Source organism: Selenomonas sp. FC4001 (genome assembly GCF_000701565.1).
GTDB classification, from domain to species: domain Bacteria; phylum Bacillota; class Negativicutes; order Selenomonadales; family Selenomonadaceae; genus Selenomonas_A; species Selenomonas_A ruminantium_B.
This window is the reverse complement of sequence record NZ_JNJF01000013.1, coordinates 1-19861: the sequence shown is the minus strand read 5'-3', so window position 1 is coordinate 19861 and position 19861 is coordinate 1. Positions and strand designations below refer to the sequence as shown.

General features: G+C 49.2%; 18 protein-coding genes, 1 tRNA gene and 1 rRNA gene. 18 read left to right on the top strand and 2 right to left on the bottom strand.

All coding sequences use genetic code 11. The features are described 5' to 3' along the window. Positions 1-137: 137 nt before the first annotated feature. Positions 138-1505, top strand: coding sequence for an amino acid permease (locus T320_RS06545; protein ID WP_037354194.1), 1368 nt, complete (start codon positions 138-140; stop codon positions 1503-1505). A gap of 82 nt (positions 1506-1587) precedes the next feature. On the opposite strand, the gene T320_RS06540 is transcribed toward T320_RS06545, so the two are convergent. Beyond that, the gene (locus tag T320_RS06540) at positions 1588-2244 is read right to left on the bottom strand and encodes a hypothetical protein (protein WP_037354191.1); all 657 of its coding nucleotides are present in this window, start codon (positions 2242-2244) and stop codon (positions 1588-1590) included. A gap of 75 nt (positions 2245-2319) precedes the next feature. Then, positions 2320-2799, bottom strand: a complete 480-nt coding sequence (gene moaC / locus T320_RS06535) for a cyclic pyranopterin monophosphate synthase MoaC (protein ID WP_037354189.1) — start codon at positions 2797-2799, stop codon at positions 2320-2322. A 110-nt stretch (positions 2800-2909) separates the two neighbouring features. On the opposite strand from moaC, the gene T320_RS06530 reads away from it, so the two are divergent. From T320_RS06530 to T320_RS06450, 17 genes are all read left to right on the top strand, one after another. Then, positions 2910-3527, top strand: a complete 618-nt coding sequence (locus T320_RS06530) for a recombinase family protein (RefSeq protein WP_037354187.1) — start codon at positions 2910-2912, stop codon at positions 3525-3527. A 207-nt stretch (positions 3528-3734) separates the two neighbouring features. Then, a complete protein-coding gene (locus T320_RS06525) occupies positions 3735-4106 on the top strand; it encodes a TIGR02530 family flagellar biosynthesis protein (RefSeq protein ID WP_037354184.1) in 372 nt (123 codons plus the stop codon). Positions 4107-4136: 30 nt separating this feature from the next. Then, complete coding sequence (locus T320_RS14950; RefSeq protein WP_051608635.1) at positions 4137-6866, top strand: flagellar hook-basal body complex protein; 2730 nt, start codon at positions 4137-4139, stop codon at positions 6864-6866. Positions 6867-7756: 890 nt separating this feature from the next. Then, positions 7757-8143, top strand: coding sequence for a response regulator (locus T320_RS06510; RefSeq protein WP_026759243.1), 387 nt, complete (start codon positions 7757-7759; stop codon positions 8141-8143). Beyond that, a complete protein-coding gene (locus tag T320_RS06505; RefSeq protein WP_051608634.1) occupies positions 8133-8771 on the top strand; it encodes a hypothetical protein in 639 nt (212 codons plus the stop codon). The genes T320_RS06510 and T320_RS06505 overlap by 11 nt, the downstream gene beginning before the upstream one ends. A 163-nt stretch (positions 8772-8934) precedes the next feature. Beyond that, positions 8935-9026: transfer RNA gene (locus T320_RS06500), tRNA-Ser, on the top strand. A gap of 216 nt (positions 9027-9242) precedes the next feature. Continuing rightward, positions 9243-10976, top strand: coding sequence for a DNA polymerase III subunit gamma/tau (gene dnaX, locus T320_RS06495; RefSeq protein WP_037354183.1), 1734 nt, complete (start codon positions 9243-9245; stop codon positions 10974-10976). 73 nt (positions 10977-11049) lie between these two features. Beyond that, a complete protein-coding gene (locus T320_RS06490) occupies positions 11050-11385 on the top strand; it encodes a YbaB/EbfC family nucleoid-associated protein (protein WP_026759241.1) in 336 nt (111 codons plus the stop codon). Between the two features lie 9 nt (positions 11386-11394). Next, positions 11395-11991, top strand: coding sequence for a recombination mediator RecR (recR, locus tag T320_RS06485; protein ID WP_037354179.1), 597 nt, complete (start codon positions 11395-11397; stop codon positions 11989-11991). Further along, positions 11992-12225: a pro-sigmaK processing inhibitor BofA family protein gene (locus tag T320_RS06480; RefSeq protein ID WP_026759239.1), complete on the top strand. Its 234-nt coding sequence runs from the start codon at positions 11992-11994 to the stop codon at positions 12223-12225. Between the two features lie 19 nt (positions 12226-12244). Continuing rightward, on the top strand, positions 12245-13219 hold the full coding sequence (locus tag T320_RS06475; protein ID WP_037354177.1) for a LacI family DNA-binding transcriptional regulator: 975 nt from the start codon (positions 12245-12247) through the stop codon (positions 13217-13219). 180 nt (positions 13220-13399) lie between these two features. Beyond that, positions 13400-14776, top strand: coding sequence for a glycoside hydrolase family 32 protein (locus T320_RS06470; RefSeq protein WP_037354174.1), 1377 nt, complete (start codon positions 13400-13402; stop codon positions 14774-14776). A 29-nt stretch (positions 14777-14805) separates the two neighbouring features. Continuing rightward, positions 14806-16080 (top strand): oligosaccharide MFS transporter, encoded by a 1275-nt coding sequence (locus tag T320_RS06465; RefSeq protein WP_037354170.1) that lies wholly within the window; start codon positions 14806-14808, stop codon positions 16078-16080. Positions 16081-16084: 4 nt separating this feature from the next. Then, positions 16085-16207: a hypothetical protein gene (locus tag T320_RS15065; RefSeq protein ID WP_255327084.1), complete on the top strand. Its 123-nt coding sequence runs from the start codon at positions 16085-16087 to the stop codon at positions 16205-16207. A 35-nt stretch (positions 16208-16242) separates the two neighbouring features. Next, positions 16243-17511, top strand: coding sequence for a hypothetical protein (locus tag T320_RS06460; protein ID WP_037354168.1), 1269 nt, complete (start codon positions 16243-16245; stop codon positions 17509-17511). A 36-nt stretch (positions 17512-17547) separates the two neighbouring features. After that, positions 17548-19020, top strand: coding sequence for a glycoside hydrolase family 32 protein (locus T320_RS06455; RefSeq protein ID WP_037354165.1), 1473 nt, complete (start codon positions 17548-17550; stop codon positions 19018-19020). Between the two features lie 684 nt (positions 19021-19704). Further along, positions 19705-19861: ribosomal RNA gene (locus tag T320_RS06450) — 16S ribosomal RNA — on the top strand; the annotation flags it as partial.

Sequence of the window (19861 nt, the reverse complement as noted above, 5' to 3'; positions counted from 1 at the left end):
GCGTAATGATAAAAATTTTTATGGTAATTCGCTGGGGTTTGTAGTATTCTTAGTTTATTACATGAAGCGCCGCGGATGGCAGCAGCTATACAAATCACAGAAAGCAGCGGTGCTGGGAAGGTTGTGTTATTAAGGTCATGAACGAAGAAAAAATGAACAGAGGTCTGAAGAACAGGCACTTGCAGCTGATTTCCTTAGGGGGAGTCATTGGCAGCGGTTATTTCCTGGGGACGGGATATGTGCTGGAGCAGGCAGGCCCGGCGTCGGTACTCGCGTATCTTTTGGGGGGCATTATCGTCCTGTGCGTCATGCTATGCCTTGCGGAACTGGCGGTGGAAAAGCCTATCTCCGGTTCGTTTGTCACCTATGCCAAGGAGCATATTTCGCCCACCTGGGCCTGTGGTGTAGGCTGGGCTTACTGGCTTACCTGGGTCGCGTATGTTCCCTCGGAAATGATTGCCGCGGGCATTATCATGAATTTCTTTTTGCCGGCGGTGAGTCAGCTCTGGTGGGCAGTCCTTTTCAGTCTGCTGGTAACCTGTATTAACCTCTTTCATGTGGATAAATTCGGGGAAAGTGAGTCCTGGCTGGCGTTGATAAAAATCGTGGCGCTGGTGGCGTTCAGTATTGTGGCGGGGCTCATTTGCTTCGGCGTGATTGGCGACCAGGGCTATATCGGCACGAGCGTGCTGTTGGGCAGCGGTGGTTTTGCGCCGAATGGCTATTGGTCGATTGTGCTCACGATGGTGATTATTCTCGTAAACTTCCAGGGCACGGAAATTATCGGCCTGGCGGCGGGCGAGTGCAGGGAACCAGCCAAGAGCATCCCCATTGCGGTGCGCAATGTAACGTGGCGGATTATCGCGCTCTACATCATTCCGATTACGCTGCTCGTTTCCATCCTGCCGTGGGATAAGGCTTCCTTGGAGGAAAGCGTCTTTGCGGCGGCGGTTAACCATTATGGGTTGACGGGCTTTGGCGCATTCTTTGCTTTCGTCATTTTGACGGCGGCCATTTCCTGCTCCAATTCGGGGCTTTATGGTGCGGCGCGTGCCATGCACGCTTTGGCGAAAATGGATATGGCGCCCAAGGCGTTTGGCAATCTCAATAAAAACGGTATGCCCTCGCATGCCATTTGGATTTCCATCTGTGCTTGCTGGGCGGTTATCATGCTTTACGCATTCAATCCCGATTCGGTGATTTACACCTACTTGCTCGCGGTGTCGGGCTTCACGGGTGCGATTGCCTGGATTTCCATCTGCTGGAGTCAGTATCGCAGCCGCAAGGCCATGATTGCCGCTGGTACGGAGGACAGCCTCAAGTACAAAACGCCGTTCTTCCCGTATGTGACGCTCTTTGGCATCTGGTCACAGGTTGTCTGCCTCATCATCATGGTGTTTATGCCGGATTTGCAGGCAGCCTTCTTCACCGGTGTGCCTTTGCTGATTGCGCCGATGATTTGGTATAAGCTTAGGGCTAGACGGCGGGCGGCGCTGGCTAGATAAATTGTAAGTTGAAAAAGTCCGTTGACGAATTTGACGTCAACGGACTTTTGGCATTTAAGAGGGGCATTTTGCAGCCCTCTTTTTATTTGCTTTTTTCTTCGGGAATATCAAGATACTGCCGAATCGCGGTGATTTCTTTGGCGGTGTAGAGGCCCACTGGGGATTCTCGTATCATGATGGTCTGCAGCATTTTGCTCTGCTGGGCCTGGTCGTCGGTTTTGAGGTTGGCCGGGTCAGCGGCGGCTCTTGTCAAGGCGATGGCCCGGTACTGGGCTTCGGCGTAGGCATTGGTCTTGTTGACTACTTCGGTCAGGAGGTCATAGCAGCCATCGTTGAGTGCCACGGGAGGCGCATGCAGGGCAATTCTGTCCCGGAGCTTTTGGCTGTCCTGGTCAAGCTGTTTCAGACGAACGAAGGTGGTCTGGATGCTGATGTTGTCCTCTTTGAAATTTTCGATGATGTGGTGATACCACTGCCAGTTGCGGTCGAGTTCCTCCAAATCCTTTTGGTAGTCACTGTACCAGGCGGCAAATATCTGCTGCTGCTGCATGAGTTCGTAGCGCTCCTGCTCGCTGATGGGCGCAGCTGCCGGTTCCGGCGCGGGCCAGAATTTATAGGCAATGCCCCCGGCCAAAAGCAGGGTCAGGCAGAAGCAGGCGAAGATTTTTTTATTGTTCAGATAGCGGTACAGGAGCAGCAAGAGCACCAGCCCTGCAGCCGCCAAAATATAGACAAGCATGGTTAGCCTCCTTGGACGATGATACCTCCTATTTTAACACAGATTGCTGAGGGGATACATTTTATTTTTGACAGTTTAGCGGACAAACTCGCCGCTTTTGCCGCCACTTTTCTTATCCAAATGAATATCGCTGATTTCCATGCGCTTGTCAATGGCCTTGCACATATCGTAGATGGTTAAGAGGGCAACGCTTACGGCATGGAGCGCCTCCATTTCCACGCCGGTCAGCCCTGTGACCTTAACCGTGGCTATGGCCTTGACGGCACATTCTGCTTCGAGCAGCTCAAAATCAATGCTGCACTTAGAAAGCGGCAGGGGATGGCACAGGGGAATGACGGAACTGGTGTTCTTGGCCGCCATAATCCCCGCAATCCGGGCTACGCCCAGCACATCACCCTTGGCGGCAGTGCCCTGCCGGATGGCTTCAAACACCGACTGGCTGACCTTGATAAGCCCCGAAGCCACTGCTGTGCGGTGGGTTTCCGTCTTGCCACTCACATCTACCATAATGGCCTGCCCCTGTTCGTCAAAATGGGTTAGTCCGCTATCGTTCATGGAAATCGCTCCTTTGCATTTTCTCCTTTATATTGTAACAATAAATTAGCGAAAAAAAAACTCTCCTTAGCCTAAATTATAAGTAGAATATATCCTTGGGAGGTATGAGGATGAGAAAAATTTATGGTTATGTGCGGGTCAGTACTCGTGAGCAGTGCTTTGACCGTCAACTCACTGCGCTGAAGGAGAAAGGAGTGCAAGGACAGAATATTTACATGGACAAGATTTCTGGCAAAGATTTTTTGCGGCCGAAGTACCAGAAACTGCTTTGTCATTTGGATGGGGATTCCTTGGTGTACATTAAGTCCATTGACAGGCTGGGGCGCAATTATCAGGAGATTATCGAGGAGTGGCGGTATATTACGAAAAAAATCGGCGCTGACATCGTGGTGCTGGATATGCCTCTGCTAGATACCCGGCGGGAGAAAAATCTTTTGGGAACCTTTGTCAGCGACTTGGTGCTGCAGGTGCTCTCTTTCGTGGCGGAAAACGAACGCCTTAATATCCGTCAGCGTCAGGCCGAGGGAATTGTGGAGGCGAAAAAGCGGGGTGTGCGCTTTGGTAGACCGAAAAGGAAGCTGACGAAAGAATTTTTCCGGCAGCGGCAAAGATGGCAGACAAGGAGGTGTAGCGCCAAGGTGGCAGCCAGGAACTGCGGCATGCCGCTGTCCACATTCTATTGCAAGTGCAAGCTGCTGAAAAATAAGCGAGAACATCCCGAAACGTAAAACTGCATAAAAAAAGCCCACTTGCTGCACGGTCTGCAACAGGGCGGGGCATAAGATAAGTTCAATCTAGAAAGGTATAGTTTTTTAGAAGATAAATTTAGGCTTAAGAAATACATTTTTTCGCCGATAAACATAATAGATTCAATAAAAAAAGTTCAATCTAAAAAAGTATACTTTTTTAGATATAGCAGAAGATGGAGTATAGACATGAAAACAATCACTAAAGTACCAAGCATAGCCGAGCAAGGAATGGCACCAATCGGCAAAAGACAGGGACAGTCGGGAGCAAAGGACACAGCATTTGCCCGCAACCTGCGGGCGGCAGAGGAAGTCAAATTTTCGGCCCACGCGGAAAAGCGCATGAAGCTTAGAGGTGTGGAACTGACGGAAGATGACAAGTCAAAACTTCGAGCAACCGTTGACCGCATGGCGGAAAAAGGAGCCAAAGACGCCCTCATCCTCATGAAAGAGACAGCACTGGTGGTCAGCGTCAAGAACCGCACCGTCATCACCGCCGTAGACGAAGCCTCTGCCAAGGAAAACATTTTCACCAACATCGACAGTGCCGCCATATTGTAAGGCTGAATGGGAAAGGAAGAGTGATTTATTATGATGCGTTCACTTTTTTCAGGCGTTTCGGGATTAAAGGGACATCAGACCAGAATGGATGTCATTGGTAATAATATTGCGAATGTGAATGCGACGGGCTTTAAGTCCAGTCGTGTGACTTTTGCGGATACGTTGAGTCAGACGCAAACCGGCGCGTCGGCACCGGGAGATACCATTGGTGGCACAAACCCAAAACAAATTGGCTTGGGGACTGGCGTGGCCAGCATTGACTTGCTCTTTACGGACGGTTCGGTGCAAGCGACTGGTAAAAACACAGACTTGTGCCTGTCGGGGAATGGGTTGTTTGTGGTGAAGTCGGGAAATGAAACCTATTATACTCGTGATGGCGCTTTTGAATTTGATGCAGAAGGCAACTATGTCCTGCCGGGAAATGGGATGAAAGTGCAAGGGTGGACGGCTAAAGATGGGGTGTTGACTACCAACGCAGCTGCTGGGGATATTCAGATAAAAGCAGGTAAGTCCATGGCATCAGCTGCTACTACGACAGCGACCTATGCCAATAATCTGAATGCTGCAGAAAAAACCATTGCAGGAATAAAATTAAACGATTCAAAAGGAAATACAATAACGATTGATCCCGCCAATACAGATTCATGGTCGGTGGGTGGTACATATACAACGACCATCAGCAATTTGGATGTAATATTTTCGAATGGCATCAGCATAACTTCCGCTAAAGGTCAATATGGGATGAATGCTAATTATGCTATAGGCGCAACTACAGCCACTTTATCGGATGGTAGTTCACTGTCTATACCAAAAACATCTACGAATAAGTACAATGTTGGTGGAACCCTTCCGGCTGTACAGTCCTTAAATTCAGGTATAGCAACATTAAAAGATGGTGCTGAATGGACTACAAGCCAGACATTTACGCTTACTTTGGCTAATGGGGATACTGTTAGCGTGCCGTCAACATCCACTGGTTCATATGCACAAGGTTCAGCATTGTCTGATACTGTGGATAAAATAAGTGGTGCAATTGTTACATTGAATACTGGTAGTGTGTTGAACAATAATAGCGGTACAACTTACACGGTAACACTTGGAAATGGTGAGAAAATTAGTTTACCGCCTACGCAAACTGGAACATATACAAAAAACGCAGCGTTTAGTGATACAGTGGCTAGCATGCAGGGGAATAAGGTGACTTTGGTTACTGGTGGTGTGCTTACCCATACTACTACTACTAATTATACAGTTACGTTGGCTAATAATGATACTATTGATCTTCCATATACCCAGACTGGATCTTATATCAAAGGGGCATCTATTAGTGATACCGTAGCTAGTGTGCAGGGGAAAAAGGTGATATTGGCTACTGGTGGAGAGCTTACCAATAACAGTGGTACCAGCTATACGTCTTCGGTTTCTGGAACCATTGGTAGTACATCTGTATCTGGTGGTACATTGAACATCAGCAGCTCGTCGTCTACAACATATGTTCCATCGGGAACAATAAGCCACGTGCTTACAGCAGCTGATATAGTTGCCGGTACGATAACTTTGACGGATGGAGGATCCACTATTACTGGTATAGATTTGTCTTCTTTTACAGCTGGCGACACTGTCAGCCTGACTTTGGGGGCAATAACTGGGTTGCCAGCGGCAACTGTATCCAGTATTACTGGTTTGCCGTCGACAACCGTATCTAGTATTACTGACTTGCCGTCATCGAGTGTGTTGACTATTTCGCCTGCATCCACGCCAACTATTTCTAGCTTGGCAGGAACCGTAACTTCTGGTGATGGTACGGAAGATAACTGGTCAACTACTTCAAGTACGGTCACGCTAACGCCCAATAAAGGACTGACTACATCTACGATTAAATTGACGGATGGAGATGGCAATACCCTCAAAATTAATAATTCTGACGCAACACCTTATAAAGCTGGTGATACCTATACCAGTAAAATTGATGCTTTAAGCATTGAGCTTAGCGACGGAACAACTTCTGTAAAAACCAGCGGTTCATATACTATGGGATATAGTCTGCCACTTACGACATCCTTGAATATTTATGATACTTTGGGCAATGCACATTCTGTTATTGTTTATTTCACTAAAACTAAAACGGACAGTATTAATGGTAATCAGTGGACGGCACAGATTAATTTGGATGGGTCGGGTTCTACAACCGTTACTGAACCTGATGGAAGTACAACCACTATATCTATGGCGGATACTACATTACAGTTTACTACTACGGGAAAATATAGTGAAGGGTCAGGTAACTTGAATCTGACGCTTACAAATGGTTCTACAGGTTCACAAACTATTAATGTGGATTTGAGCCAGCTTACACAATATGCAGGAAATAGCACTATAAATGGAACAACTGATGGTAATGCTGCTGGAACCTTAAAGAGTGTGTCGGTGGATTCTTCAGGGGTTATTACCGGTACCTATACGAATGGTGTAAAGCAGGCTGAAGCACAGGTTGCTATTGCACAGTTTACCAATGCTTCTGGTCTATTGAAAACTGGCAGCAGTTTGTATCAGGAATCCAACAACTCCGGTACGCCCAATGTAAAGACGGCTACGGATTTGGGGGTAACCATCACCCCGTCCGCTCTAGAAATGTCCAATGTCGACATTGCCAACGAATTTTCCGATATGATTATCACCCAGCGTGGTTTCCAGTCCAATTCCAAAGTCATCACCGTAGGTGATGAGATGTTAGAGACACTGATTAATATGAAGAGGTAATACAACAATCCCCCTGCAACTTCGCGGTTGCAGGGGGATTCAATTCTTTATTCGGTTATGATATACTAAATGGGTTGCCCAAACCTCTTTGGAATCCCGCAACGGGAGGGAGGGCTGTACTTTGGACATTCGCACCTTCGTGGTTGCCGTTATGGGTAGTGTACTTGCCAATTACATTACCAAATGCCTAGATTGGTTAATCACGTTAATCCTTGGGTGATTAGGCTCGGTCTGGCATAGCCGCAAAGTATGCAAGAACCCCACGATAAAAGTTTAGCCGCTCTATCGTGGGGTTCCTTTTTGTACTTTGAACATTCGCGAATAGATTTAATGCTTCTTGCCTAAGCATTTTCTACACTTAAAGTATAGCATAGCCCTCAGAACACTTCAAGATGTTAGTAGATTTTTGTCAGCAAATCAGCTGAAATATGCCTTGTCTTTTCGGATATAGGGTGTTATAATAAAAGCACGAAACGAACAAGCAATATTCGAAAGCCCCCAGCATTGCCGTGCTGGGGGCTTTCTCTACTCATTGATTATTTCCTTGCTAATCGTCAGAGGCTATGCTATACTTTAACCATAGGCAAACGCTATGAAGAGTCGTTTTGTCCATTAGGCAACAAACGAAAAGCACGTTGGAGAAGTTTAGCAGCTTCCAACGTGCTTTTCTTGTGTACTTACAGCTACACCAGACTGGAGTAACGTTGCTATTATACCACAACGTGACTTCCAGTCCAACTCTAAGACAATCACCACAAGTGACGAGATGTTAGAACCGCCGAGTTTTTTCGTCTCGTCACTTTTATTTTGAAGGAATATAAATTTCCCTTGGCGAATATTACAGTTAAGTTAAACGATTAATTGTATTATTCGCTTGGGAGGCGGACACTTTGGATAGAAAACTACGGGTACTGATTACGGATGATTCGAAGCTCTTGCGCAAGAAGCTGCGGCAGGAGCTGGAGACTTTGGATTGTGAGGTTCTGGAAGCCCAGAACGGTAAAGAGGCGGTTATGCTCAATCTGCAGGAGCAGATTGACTGTGTGTTCCTGGACATTGTCATGCCGGAAGTGGGCGGCATTGAGGCGCTGCAGGTTATCAAGGAAGTCAATCCCGACCTGCCGGTGGTGATGCTGTCTTCGGCAGGCACGCCGCAGAAGCTTATGACCACGCTGAAGATGGGCGCCATGGATTTTATTCAGAAACCATATACGAGTGAGCAGATTAAGAAGGCCGTGGAAACGGTGCGAAGGAAGGTCGCTGCGAATGGCCAGTAATTTTAGCATAGTCCAATGCCTTTTTAACCGGGACAAGTATGAACTGGAGGAAATGCGGCGGATTTTAGTGGAGGCTGAGCAGGATGAATCCTCGGCCGCCAAACTGCTGTCTGAGGATGATATGGATATCAATCCGGTGCGGACGGCGGTGCTACGGTCTATGGGCAAAATTCATCCCGCGCAGATGGATTACTATGTAGATTATATGGAAATGTTCATGGCAGCTATGAAAACAATGCTGCACACGGAAGCGGTGGTGGAGCGGGTGCCTTGCACAGAAGATGAGGAGCAGCCTTGCTATGCCACTTCCCAGCGGCTCAGCGGCGATATCAATTTTGCCGCGGGGCTGATTGCCAGCGAGCCGGTTTATCTGAAACTGGCGGAACGCTACAGTGAGGAAGAAATTCCAGAGATGGACGAACTGGCTAAGGACAGCCTTGAGGAATTTATCAATGTGCTCAATGGGATGTTCAGTGTGTCCCTGGGCGAACGGAAGATTGAGACGGATTTGGAACTGCCCCGCTTCGGGAAAAATGTGAGTCCCCATGGCAGTCATCAGCTGCGCCTGCGGGTGCATAGTTCGGTGGGGTCTTTCCAAGTGGTTATGGCGACAGACGAGTTCATTTAGACGGCGGATTATCCCGCCGTTAATTTTTTTCAACTTTTTTTTCAAAAAAGTGTTGACAGGCATGGTGGATATGTATATAATAATTCTTGTCGTTGAACGAAAGCGGCAAAAACGGCATCCCGAAAGGGAGAACAATTAAATAGCTTTTTAAGTAGAGCATTGTGGAGAGTTGTCCGAGTGGTTGAAGGAGCACGCCTGGAAAGCGTGTATACGGTGAACGCTGTATCGAGAGTTCGAATCTCTCACTCTCCGCCATTTTTATATTCTTTTTCAGGTCGGGTTGCAGTGCTTGGGTCTTGCGCAATGAAGTCCTGTGAACCTCGTCAGGTCCGGAAGGAAGCAGCGATAAGCGGGGTGCTTCATGTGCCGCGAGGTCGCCTGAGGACTGCGGCTCGACGTGAAAAAGAATGCATTGCAGGGACTGCCGCAAGGCGGTCTTTTTTTGTATGTAATTTCGAGTGGGAGAGAATTATGGCCTATATTGCACTTTACCGTAAATGGCGTCCCGGTACCTTCGGGGACTTGGTGGGACAGGAACATATCAGCAGAACCCTTTCCAATGCGATAAATACCGGGCGGATTGGTCATGCTTATCTCTTTTCCGGGCCACGGGGCACCGGCAAGACCAGTACGGCCAAGATTCTGGCCAAGGCGCTCAACTGCGAGCACGGTCCGACGCCGGAGCCTTGCGGTCAGTGTCCGGCCTGCAAAAAAATCAATGATGGTTCCTCGATGGATGTGTTTGAAATCGATGCGGCTTCCAACCGTGGTATTGATGAAATCCGTGACCTGCGGGAAACGGTGAAGTTTGCGCCGGTGGATGGGCGGTACAAGGTCTACATCATCGACGAAGTGCATATGCTGACCACGGAGGCCTTTAATGCGCTGTTGAAAACCTTGGAGGAGCCGCCTGCGCATGTGGTGTTCATTCTGGCCACCACGGAAGCGCATAAGGTGCCGCCTACCATTCAGTCCCGCTGTCAGCGGTATGATTTCAAGCGGATTACGGTGGAGGAGATTCGCGGGCGGCTGGAAAAAGTTGTGTCCGAAATGGGACTTCAGGCGGAAGACGAAGCCTTGAGCATGATTGCCATTCAGGCTGATGGCGGTCTGCGTGATGCTCTGTCCCTGCTCGACCAATGCTCGGCACTGGCTGACGGGGAACTTACGGCGGCGCGGGTACGGCAGACGCTGGGGCTTATAGGCCATGACTGGATTTACAAGCTGACGGAAGCCATCTATGCCCATAAGAGTCAGACGGCTTTGGCTGTGCTCGCTGACCTCTTGCGGGACGGCAAGGATTTGAAACAGGTATTGACGGAGTTATCGCTGCATCTGCGCAGTCTGATGATTTATCAGGCCACGGGGACGCTGGCGCAGATGGATTTGTATGCCGAGCCGGATGAAGTCCTGCAGGAGCAGGGCAAATTCTTTAGCGGTGAGGAAATCATGGCCATGATTAAGCGGCTCCATGAGGCACTGACGGAACTCAAATGGTCGCCCCAGCCGCGGATTACGGTGGAAGTGGCGCTGATGTCTCTGTGCAATCCTGCGGTCAGCGGTGCGGTGCCGCAGGCGGGAAATACGGCAGCGGCTGATGATGGCCGTCTGGCGCAGCTGGAGGCAAAGCTCTCACAGATGGCGGCGCAGCTCGCAACCCGTCCGGCTGTGGCAACTGGCGGGGCAGCTAATGCAAGTGCTCCGGCCAGCCCGCGTCCCGTGGCTGCTTCGCGGCCTGCAGCGGCGCCAGCACCCGTCATGCCGCCGGAACCGGCTGTGCCCATTACGGCCAGTGATGCGGAAATCTGGGATAATCTCTTAAAGACCTTAAAGGAACGGAATAAGATGCCGGTCTTTGCCTGCATGAATCAGGGACAGTTTGCGGGCATGAGCGATACGCAGTTCTTTGTGAAGTTCAAGGGCGTGCTGATGGCCGATTTGGCTATGCGCAATTACCGCAGTGTGTTGGAAGGGTTCTTGCAGGAGCTAACTGGCCGTCCGTTGCGGCTCCATTGCAGCGGTGAGGATATGCCGATAATGCCGCCACCCCAGCCGGTGAAGAAGAAAATGGCTCCGCCCCCGTCGCCGGAGGAACCCACCATCCATGTGGATTTGGATTCCATGCCGCCGGAGGAACGGGCGCCGCTCGAAAAGGCCTTTGAGATTTTTGGTGACCATGTGGTAGAAATCGAGGACGATAAATAAGTTTGTTGACGGATAGGACTAATTTTGGTAGTCTAAGAGAAGTTGAAAATCACCTTTGAGAGGAGTTAATAATATGTTTGGTGGAATGGGCAACATGGGCAATATGGCCGGCATGATGAAGAAAGTCCAGAAGATGCAGAACGACATGAAGAAGATGCAGGACGAGCTGAAGCGCAAGACTGTAGATGTAACCTCTGGCGGCGGTGCCGTGAAAATCACCATGAACGGTGAAAAGCAGGTGGTAAATCTCGTGATTGACCCGGCTGCTGTTGACCCCGAAGATGTAGAAATGCTGCAGGACCTTATCTCTGCTGCATTCAATGAAGCCACGAAGAAAGTGGATGACATGATGGCTTCGGAAATGGGTAAACTCACCAGCGGTCTTGGCCTCCCGCCGGGACTTTTCTAAGGAGCAGACGTGCAGTATATTGCTCCGCTGGCAAAGTTAATAGAGCATTTTCGCGCACTGCCGGGCATTGGTAACAAAACGGCAGTGCGCCTTGCTTATCATGTGCTGGATATGGACGCAGAGCAGGCGAAGAAGCTGGCAACAGCCATTATCGAGGCCAAAGAGAAAATCGGCTATTGCAATACCTGTTTCAATCTCAGCGACCAGAATCCCTGTGCCATTTGTGCAGCGGAAGAACGCGACCACTCCGTTATCTGTGTAGTAGAACAGCCGCAGGATGTAGCGGCTATGGAACGCATGCGGGATTACCGCGGTGTTTACCATGTGCTCCATGGTGCCCTGTCTCCCTTGGATGGGGTCGGGCCTGACCAGATACGCATCAAGGAATTATTGGGACGCTTGACCGGCGACGAGGTCAAGGAAGTGATTATGGCCACCAATCCTAACGTGGAGGGGGAGGCCACGGCTATGTACTTAGCCAAACTGTTGAAGCCTATGGGGGTAAAGGTTACCCGTATCGCCCATGGCCTGCCAATCGGCGGCGATTTGGAGTATGCGGATGAAGTGACCCTGTCCAAGGCGATGGAAAACCGGAGGGAAATCTAAATGGAAATTATTGCAGCTTTTGCGGTGGGGCTTATCGCTCTGTGCCTGATTGGCAAGATTATCGCCCTGCCGATGAAGATATTGTGGAAGATGATTACCAACAGCATTGTCGGTGCAGTGCTCCTGTGGGTAGTCAATCTCTTTGGGGCCGGGGTGGATATTACCTTTCTCAAGGCGCTGATTGCCGGTGTGTTAGGTGTGCCCGGCGTTATTATCGTATTGCTGATGAACTGAGAAACGGGAGGTGCAAGGTTTGGCTAAAATCCGTGATGTAGCGCAGGAGGCCGGCGTTTCTGTAGGGACGGTTTCCATGGTGCTCAATCATCCTGATTATGGTTCACCGGCAATCCGTCAGAAAGTCCAGGCGGCTGTGGAAAAATTGCAGTATGTCCCCAGTGAAATGGCCCGCAACCTCTCACTCAAGCGCACGATGACGGTCGGTGTTATTGTGCCGACCGTGGCGCATCCCTTCTTTGCAGAATTGGTGGAAGGGCTGGAGGAATCCCTGTATCATTTGGGCTATAAGACCATGCTTTGCTGCACGCAGCAAAAAGAGAATGCGGAACATGTTTTTATCGAGATGCTGCAGCGGCAGAACATGGACGGCATTATCATGGGGGCACATTCGCTGGACACTTCGCTCTATCAGGGGCTGAAGCAGCCGATTATCGCCTTTGACCGTTATCTGAGCCCGGATATTCCCATCGTGCATACCGACCATATGCTGGGAGGCAGACTCGCGGCCGAGGCTTTTTTGCAGCATGACTGCCATCATATCGTGGAAATTTCCGGTTCGCAGATGGTAAAGACGCCGGCCGGAGAATACCATCAGGCCTTCAATGAGGTCATGCATGCCCATGGCGTGCAGACGGATATCGTATCCCTGCCGTGGAATAGTTTTGGCTTTGAAGAACCACTGCTGCTGGCAGAAAAAATCTTCGACGATTTTTCGGATGTAGACGGTATCTTAGGCTCGGATGTATCGGTGATGGCCTGTCTGCAGGTTGCGGTACGGCGCGGAATAAAGGTGCCGGAACAGTTGAAGCTCGTGGCCTATGATGGTACCGTTCTTACGCAGAACGGTATCCGTAAGCTGACGGCTGTACGCCAGCCCATTGGTGAATTGGCCAAGGTGGCGGCGCAAAAAATCGTGAGCATCATCAATGGCAAACAGGATGATTTGTCCTGGGTGCTGCCGCCGACTTTGATTTCCGGAGAGACGTGTTAGGGAAGTGCTTGCCCGGCCTTAACATGGCTCTGTAGACAAAATTATCAGAATACAATTATAAAAAAATAAATTACGAACCCATTGACAATCGACGCAAATAAGTCTAAAATAATTTTTGAACCGGTTCAATGAACCGGTTCAAAAAGAGGAGAACTCAATGAGACAAGGGAGCGCATGTGTATGAAAGAACCTATAACAATTACGAATCAGCGATACCGGCTGGGGTATCATGTAATGACCCCGGGCGGCTGGATGAATGACCCGAACGGTTTTTCGTTCTTCAAGGGATGGTATCATATATTTTATCAGTATTATCCTTATGCAGCTGAGTGGGGGCCGATGCACTGGGGACATGCCCGCAGCCGCGACTTGGTTCACTGGGAGACTTTGCCGGTGGCACTTGCTCCGGATGAAAATGAAAACGGCTGTTTCTCCGGCAGTGCGGTGGTTTATGACGATAAGCTCTGGTTGATTTACACGGGCCATCATACGCCGAATGCTGTTGACCCCGAAGATTTCTATCAGGACCAGCGCGTGGCCTGGAGTGAGGACGGCATTCATTTTACCAAGTACGGTGCCAATCCGGTGCTTAAAACGCCAGCCGGGAATACGAAGCATTTCCGTGACCCCAAGGTTTGGCAGGAAGGCGATACCTTCTACATGGTGCTGGGCAGCCAGGGCGAGGATGGCCTGGGCCGGGCGCTTATCTACAGCTCCAAAGATTTATTGCACTGGGAACCGGCAACGGAACTTTGCAAAGCGGTTTCCAAGGAAACGGAAGGTTATATGTGGGAATGCCCCGATTTCTTCCATCTCGACGGCAAGGATATCCTGCTGATGTCCCCGCAGGGGCTGGAAGCTGACGGTGACCGCTTCCGCAATTTGAATCAGACGGGCTATCTCTTGGGCAATGTCAAGGATAAGAAACTGCAGCATGATGGTTTTGTGGAAATCGACAACGGCCATGACTTCTATGCGACACAAACGATGTTGACGCCGGACGGTCGACGCGTTATGATTGCCTGGATGAATGCCTGGGATTCGCCCATGCCGGAAATTGAAGATGGCTGGGCCGGAGCCTTGACGCTGCCGCGTGAACTGACAGTAAAAGATGGCCGCATTCTGCAGAAACCAATACGAGAGCTTACTGGCCTGCGGCAGGAAGTGCTGCTTGATGGCGCGTTGGAAGTGGAACGTGATTATAAGCTGGGCCGGACGGCAGAACTGGAACTTACCTTTACGGAAAAGGCTGAAGGCGTACTGCTCCTGCTGACCGACGGGGAAAAGAATTTGCAGCTGAGTCTCGAAGCCGGGGGACGCTTCGTAGTCAGCCGCAACACAAAAGATGGCGAGCGGGCGGCAGTCCTGCGTTCTACGCAGCCACTGAAGTTGCAGCTTTTCCTCGATAAAAGTTCGGTTGAACTGTTTGTCGGTGATGGAGAACTTACGTTTACGGAACGCGTTTACTGGCAAAATGATGTGCAATGCCGTTTGCTGACGCAGGCAGATAATCAGGCAAAAGCATGGCGGCTGGAGAGCGAAAGTAATCAGTATTGATTGAGGGAAACCTGAAGGGGACGATAATCATGCAAAACATTTTTACGAAAGCTTTACGGAATCCGTTTTATCGGACGGGTTCGCTGGAAATTCTCTTATTCTTTGCCGGCTGGGGGATTTGGTGGTCTTTCTTCCAGATTTGGCTGACGACGAAACAGGGCTTTTCGGGAGCTCAGGTCGGCACAATTTACACGTTTGGTTCGGCTGTGGCGTTGGTACTGATGTTTGTTTATGGTTCATTGCAGGATAAGCTCGGATTGAAAAAACATCTGCTCATTGCTATGGTGGGCTGTCAGGTACTGCTGGCACCATTCTTTACCTGGGTGTATGTGCCCATGCTGGAAAGCAATTTCTATGTTGGCGCCATGGTGGGGGCTGTGTATCTGGCTGTGGCATATCTGGCTGCCTGCCCGGTGTTTGAAGCGGTGACAGAAAGACTCAGCCGCCGCTATAGTTTCGAGTATGGACAGGCCCGTGCCTGGGGGTCTTTTGGTTATGCAATGTCGGCACTTGCCGCAGGTTTCCTCTTTACGATTAATCCGTATCTGGTATTCTGGACCGGTTCGGCGGTATCGGCAGTCCTCTTGGCGGTGCTGCTGCTTCTGAAACCGGAAAATAAGGAAGCAAATGTCGCTGCCTATGAGAACAGCGAGGAACGCAATAAGGCAGTTAAATCTCCTTCGCTTAAGGAAATCATTCAGGTATTTGGTATCTTTGATGTTTGGAAAATCATTATCTTCGTTATCTTGAGCTGGACGTTCTATACCGTATTTGACCAGCAGATGTTCCCGGAATTTTTCACGCGGTTCTTTGCTACCCCGGAAGAGGGACAGCAGGCTTATGGTATCTTGAACTCTGTGCAGGTATTCTTGGAGTTCCTGATGATGGGACTGGTGCCGGTGCTGATGAAGAAAATCGGCGTGCGCAGTGCACTGCTCTTGAGCTGCCTTATCATGATCTGTCGTATCGGCGGCTGCGGTTTGGCTTCGACTCCGCTCGGAATTGGCCTGATCAAACTTTTGCATGCTCCGGAAACGGCACTCTTCGTGCTGGCTATCTTCCGCTATTTCACCTTGCACTTTGATACGCGTGTATCGGCGACCCTCTATATGGTTGGTTTCCAGATTGCAGCGTCTGTCGGCGGCATCATCTTCTCCGTACCGCTGGGCACCCTGCGTGACAGCATCGGCTATCAGAGCACGTTCCTGACGATTGCCGGGATTGTCTTGGTGGCAACCTTGTACGCCTGCTGCATCCTGAAAAAGGATGACCGGGATGTAGAAGGCCAGCCGTTGGAAGCGTAAAAATTTGATGGTGCAGGAAGCGTCACTGAAATGTGGAAAGTCAGCGGCGCTTCCTTTTTTGGAGGGTGAAAGCATAATGAAGAAGAAACTGATGGTGGGCGGCCTGCTGCCGGCACTGGTATTGTGAGCACATGCGGTCTGGCAGGAGCACAGCCTGCCGCTATGGATACGCTGACGGCAATGGAACAGAATCCGGACGCAGGAAGTCAAATGCGGGCTTCAACGGAACCGGTAACACAGGAGTCCCTACAGGAAATGCGCAGACAGCTGGAGGAACAGCTGCAGCAGGCCCAGGAACTCCAGAACAGATTGAATGCGCAGCTTGGCAGCTTGGAAAAGCGCATGAAAAAGGTGGAGAAAAAGACCAACGAGCCGAATATTGAGATTCATGGGTATGGACGGCTTAGATGGGATCAGCATAAATTTGAGGGAGTAAAGGGCGTAGAGAAGAAATCCGTTTGGATTAACTTATTCACCAAATATCGGATAAATGAAAAGTGGTCACTGTTCAGTGAACATGAATTTGAAAATAATCTCACGGATAACATAGGGGCTTATGATAGTAATGGCAAGAGTTATTCTCGCCCTGTCTTGCAGCTATATGCTGGCGGACGTGTAGGAGATGTCAATGTCAAAATAGGGCGTTATTACCTGCAATCTCCCTATAAGTTTACCTATGATGAAAAAGTTGATGGTTTTCAGCTAAATTATGGTATACCCACGAAATGGGGGAGAAAGGCTGAGATTAAGTTTAACTTCGGGAACACAACCAGTCGTATTCTTTATGGAGATCCGGAACACAATTTGGTAGTTAATGGTGGTCCTCCTCTTTATTGGCAGGATGTTAGCAGCAATTATAGGGTTATATCCTTAATGGGGGAAGTTCCCATAGCTAAGAACACCAATATTGCTGCACATTATGGGAAAATTACTAATAGGGACGATAATGTAAGTCGTAAAACGTTCTCCATAGGCTTCGATACAAAGTTGAACCGTGATTTGAAACTCACGGCAGCTATCGCTAAATCTAATGCAGGAAACTTAAATAAGTCACACTTTATTCAGTTGCAGTATAAAGAAGCCCGTCCAGATATCCCTGGTTCTTATGATATATATGTCAAAAAATATTTGCAGCGGGGGCATACCGGGCTGACAAATTGGTTTAATGATGATATTATTGGCCCGGCTGGAGATTATGCCGCTAAACTTGAAAATGAGAATCCTGGCTATAAACCCTGGGATGGTCACCGGCAAGCAGAGTTCAATGGTATTCGCATAGGTGCGGATTTCGTACCCATTCGCAATACGAAGTTAATGATTCATTATACATTTGGCAAGCTGGGGATGTTTAGTGATAAAACCGGGTGGAATCTTACCGGCACACGAGAAAACTACGGTTTCCTCCGTACCCAGCTGGAAATGTATTTCTAAGCGGCTTACTATATGATGAAAGAAGGCAGACATAAAATGAAAAAACAAATTTTGGCCGCCTTGTTGGCCGCTTCGAGTCTTTGCATGTGCAGTTCACAGGCAGGTGCATATCCGGCGCTTTTTCCTAATTCTGGCTATAGCTGGGTGGGGGATACCATGCCTTTTTATGATGGTGAGCAGTTCCGTATCTTCTATTTGGAAGATTTGCGTGACGGGGATACAGGTTTCCATCCTTGGAGCCTGTGGACGACCAAGGATTTTACCGATTATCACCATGACAGCAAAGTTATTCCCTACGATACCGATAATGAATTTGCCAAGGACTCTGCGTTGGGCACCGGCTCGGTTGTGCAGGATAAAGACGGTCTTTACCATGCGTTTTATACCGGCTTTAACTGGCGCAGCATGCCCAAGGAAAATATCATGCATGCCGTCAGCCGTGACCTTGTGAGCTGGCAGAAACTGCCGGAGGATTCTTTCCAAGGCAGCAAGCCTTACATTTATGACGATACATTCCGTGACCCTAACGTATTCTACAATGCAGACTATGAGGAATACTGGATGCTCATTACGACACGCAGTCAGAAGCCCTGTGGCGTAATTGCTCTGTATACTTCCAAAGACCTCAAGCATTGGGAGGACAAGGGTGTATTATTTGAAAACGATATGGGCAGCGATGCCAATATGGAATGTCCGACGCTCGTGAAATACGGCGATTACTGGTATCTGACATTCTCCGACCAGTGGCCGAATCGTGTCGTACATTATCGTATGGCCAAGGATTCCAAGGGGCCGTTTGAGAAACCGGCACGAGATTATTTTGACGCCAGCGGTTTCTATGCCGGCAAGTTGGCGCAGAACAAAAAAGACCTCTATCTGGTGGGCTGGACGCCGACCAAGTGGGATGGTCTGGATAAGCGACCGACGGATTGGGCGGGCAATATGGTGACGCACCAGCTCAAGCAGCGGGCAGATGGTACACTCTATCCGGTGCCTGTGGAAAAGGCAGCCGCCAAATTAAAACAGGAAGTGGCTTTGTCACCCTTTATGCAGAAAGGTGATGTGTCCGTCGCTGGTAGTGATTACCATTTCGGTGGCAAGGATTTGTCCAGCGTTGTCATGTCGAAGATGAGTGGCATCCGAAAAATCACAGGACGGTTCACGCCCACAAGCCAGCAGGGCAAATTCGGTCTGATGTTCAATGTCGGCCCTAATCAGACTGGCGCACTGAATCTGGTCTTTGACCCAGCAGCCCAGCAGGTGGCATTTTACAACACCGATACGGCTAAAGTAAGCAAGGCGAAGCCGGAACTTTCCGTACCCGTCAGCTTCCAGCCAGGACAAAACTATGACTTCACCCTGCTGATTGATGGCACGGTGGCTGTTCTCTACATCAATGACCAGATGGCATTGAGCACGCGTATGTATGGTCTGCCTGAACATCAATGGGGAATTTTCTCCATGGGCAGTGAAGTGTCACTTACGGGATTGCAAAGCAGAACTTTTTGATTGATGAGGTGAACGAATAGATAACACTTGTATATTCTTCCCCCTTTGTAAGACGCCGCGGGGACTGGTAATATTTTCCTTCGCCATAGGCAGGCTGGCCAAAAGCTACGGAAAACAGCACCAGTCCCCGCGGCTTTGTGCATCTTACATCATTGCTTTACATCGGGGTACGATAAAATACTACTAGCCAGAGGAGGGAAGGGGAGGCAGTTGCTTTCAGTCGCGTTAGGCAAGCCTGCATAAGCAGACGAAAGTAATTGCCTCCCCTTCCCTCCGTCTTGTATCTCGAACTTTTTGCCAACTTTTTCAGGTTTTTTTCAAAAAAGGTGTTGACAGGAGCTTCTGACTCGTGTAATATAATACAAGTCGCTGACAGACACGGCAACAAAACAGCTTCGCAAGCCTTGATTGGCAAGCCACTGTGAAGTGCCGAAGAGCTTCAAAAAAGAATTAAAAAAGTTCTTGACAAGCTATACTGAATGCGATAAGATAAACAAGTCGCTTGAAACGGCGACACAGATTGTTCTTTGAAAACTAAACAATGCAAATAATCATGCAACATGATTAAAGCCAGATGTTTGAGAAGTGAAAACTTCTTATTAAAACATTGATTGGTATGAACAACATAGCAATCGGCAATTTCTTTAATAGATAATTGAGAGCTTGATTAAGTTCTTCATAAATTTTATGGAGAGTTTGATCCTGGCTCAGGACGAACGCTGGCGGCGTGCTTAACACATGCAAGTCGAACGAGACGATTTTAAGCTTGCTTAGATGAGTCGAGTGGCAAACGGGTGAGTAACGCGTAGACAACCTGCCGCAAAGATGGGGACAACAGTCC

Excerpts from the sequence above, each read along its gene's own strand:
- T320_RS06545 (WP_037354194.1), top strand. The coding sequence starts at position 138 with ATGAACGAAGAAAAAATGAACAGAGGTCTGAAGAACAGGCACTTGCAG.
- T320_RS06490 (WP_026759241.1), top strand. The coding sequence starts at position 11,050 with ATGTTTGGTGGAATGGGCAACATGGGCAATATGGCCGGCATGATGAAG.
- T320_RS06470 (WP_037354174.1), top strand. The coding sequence starts at position 13,400 with ATGAAAGAACCTATAACAATTACGAATCAGCGATACCGGCTGGGGTAT.
- T320_RS14950 (WP_051608635.1), top strand. The coding sequence starts at position 4,137 with ATGATGCGTTCACTTTTTTCAGGCGTTTCGGGATTAAAGGGACATCAG.
- T320_RS06505 (WP_051608634.1), top strand. The coding sequence starts at position 8,133 with ATGGCCAGTAATTTTAGCATAGTCCAATGCCTTTTTAACCGGGACAAG.
- T320_RS06540 (WP_037354191.1), bottom strand. The coding sequence starts at position 2,244 with ATGCTTGTCTATATTTTGGCGGCTGCAGGGCTGGTGCTCTTGCTGCTC.
- moaC (WP_037354189.1), bottom strand. The coding sequence starts at position 2,799 with ATGAACGATAGCGGACTAACCCATTTTGACGAACAGGGGCAGGCCATT.
- T320_RS06530 (WP_037354187.1), top strand. The coding sequence starts at position 2,910 with ATGAGAAAAATTTATGGTTATGTGCGGGTCAGTACTCGTGAGCAGTGC.
- dnaX (WP_037354183.1), top strand. The coding sequence starts at position 9,243 with ATGGCCTATATTGCACTTTACCGTAAATGGCGTCCCGGTACCTTCGGG.
- T320_RS06525 (WP_037354184.1), top strand. The coding sequence starts at position 3,735 with ATGAAAACAATCACTAAAGTACCAAGCATAGCCGAGCAAGGAATGGCA.
- T320_RS06480 (WP_026759239.1), top strand. The coding sequence starts at position 11,992 with ATGGAAATTATTGCAGCTTTTGCGGTGGGGCTTATCGCTCTGTGCCTG.
- T320_RS06455 (WP_037354165.1), top strand. The coding sequence starts at position 17,548 with ATGAAAAAACAAATTTTGGCCGCCTTGTTGGCCGCTTCGAGTCTTTGC.
- T320_RS06465 (WP_037354170.1), top strand. The coding sequence starts at position 14,806 with ATGCAAAACATTTTTACGAAAGCTTTACGGAATCCGTTTTATCGGACG.
- T320_RS06460 (WP_037354168.1), top strand. The coding sequence starts at position 16,243 with ATGGATACGCTGACGGCAATGGAACAGAATCCGGACGCAGGAAGTCAA.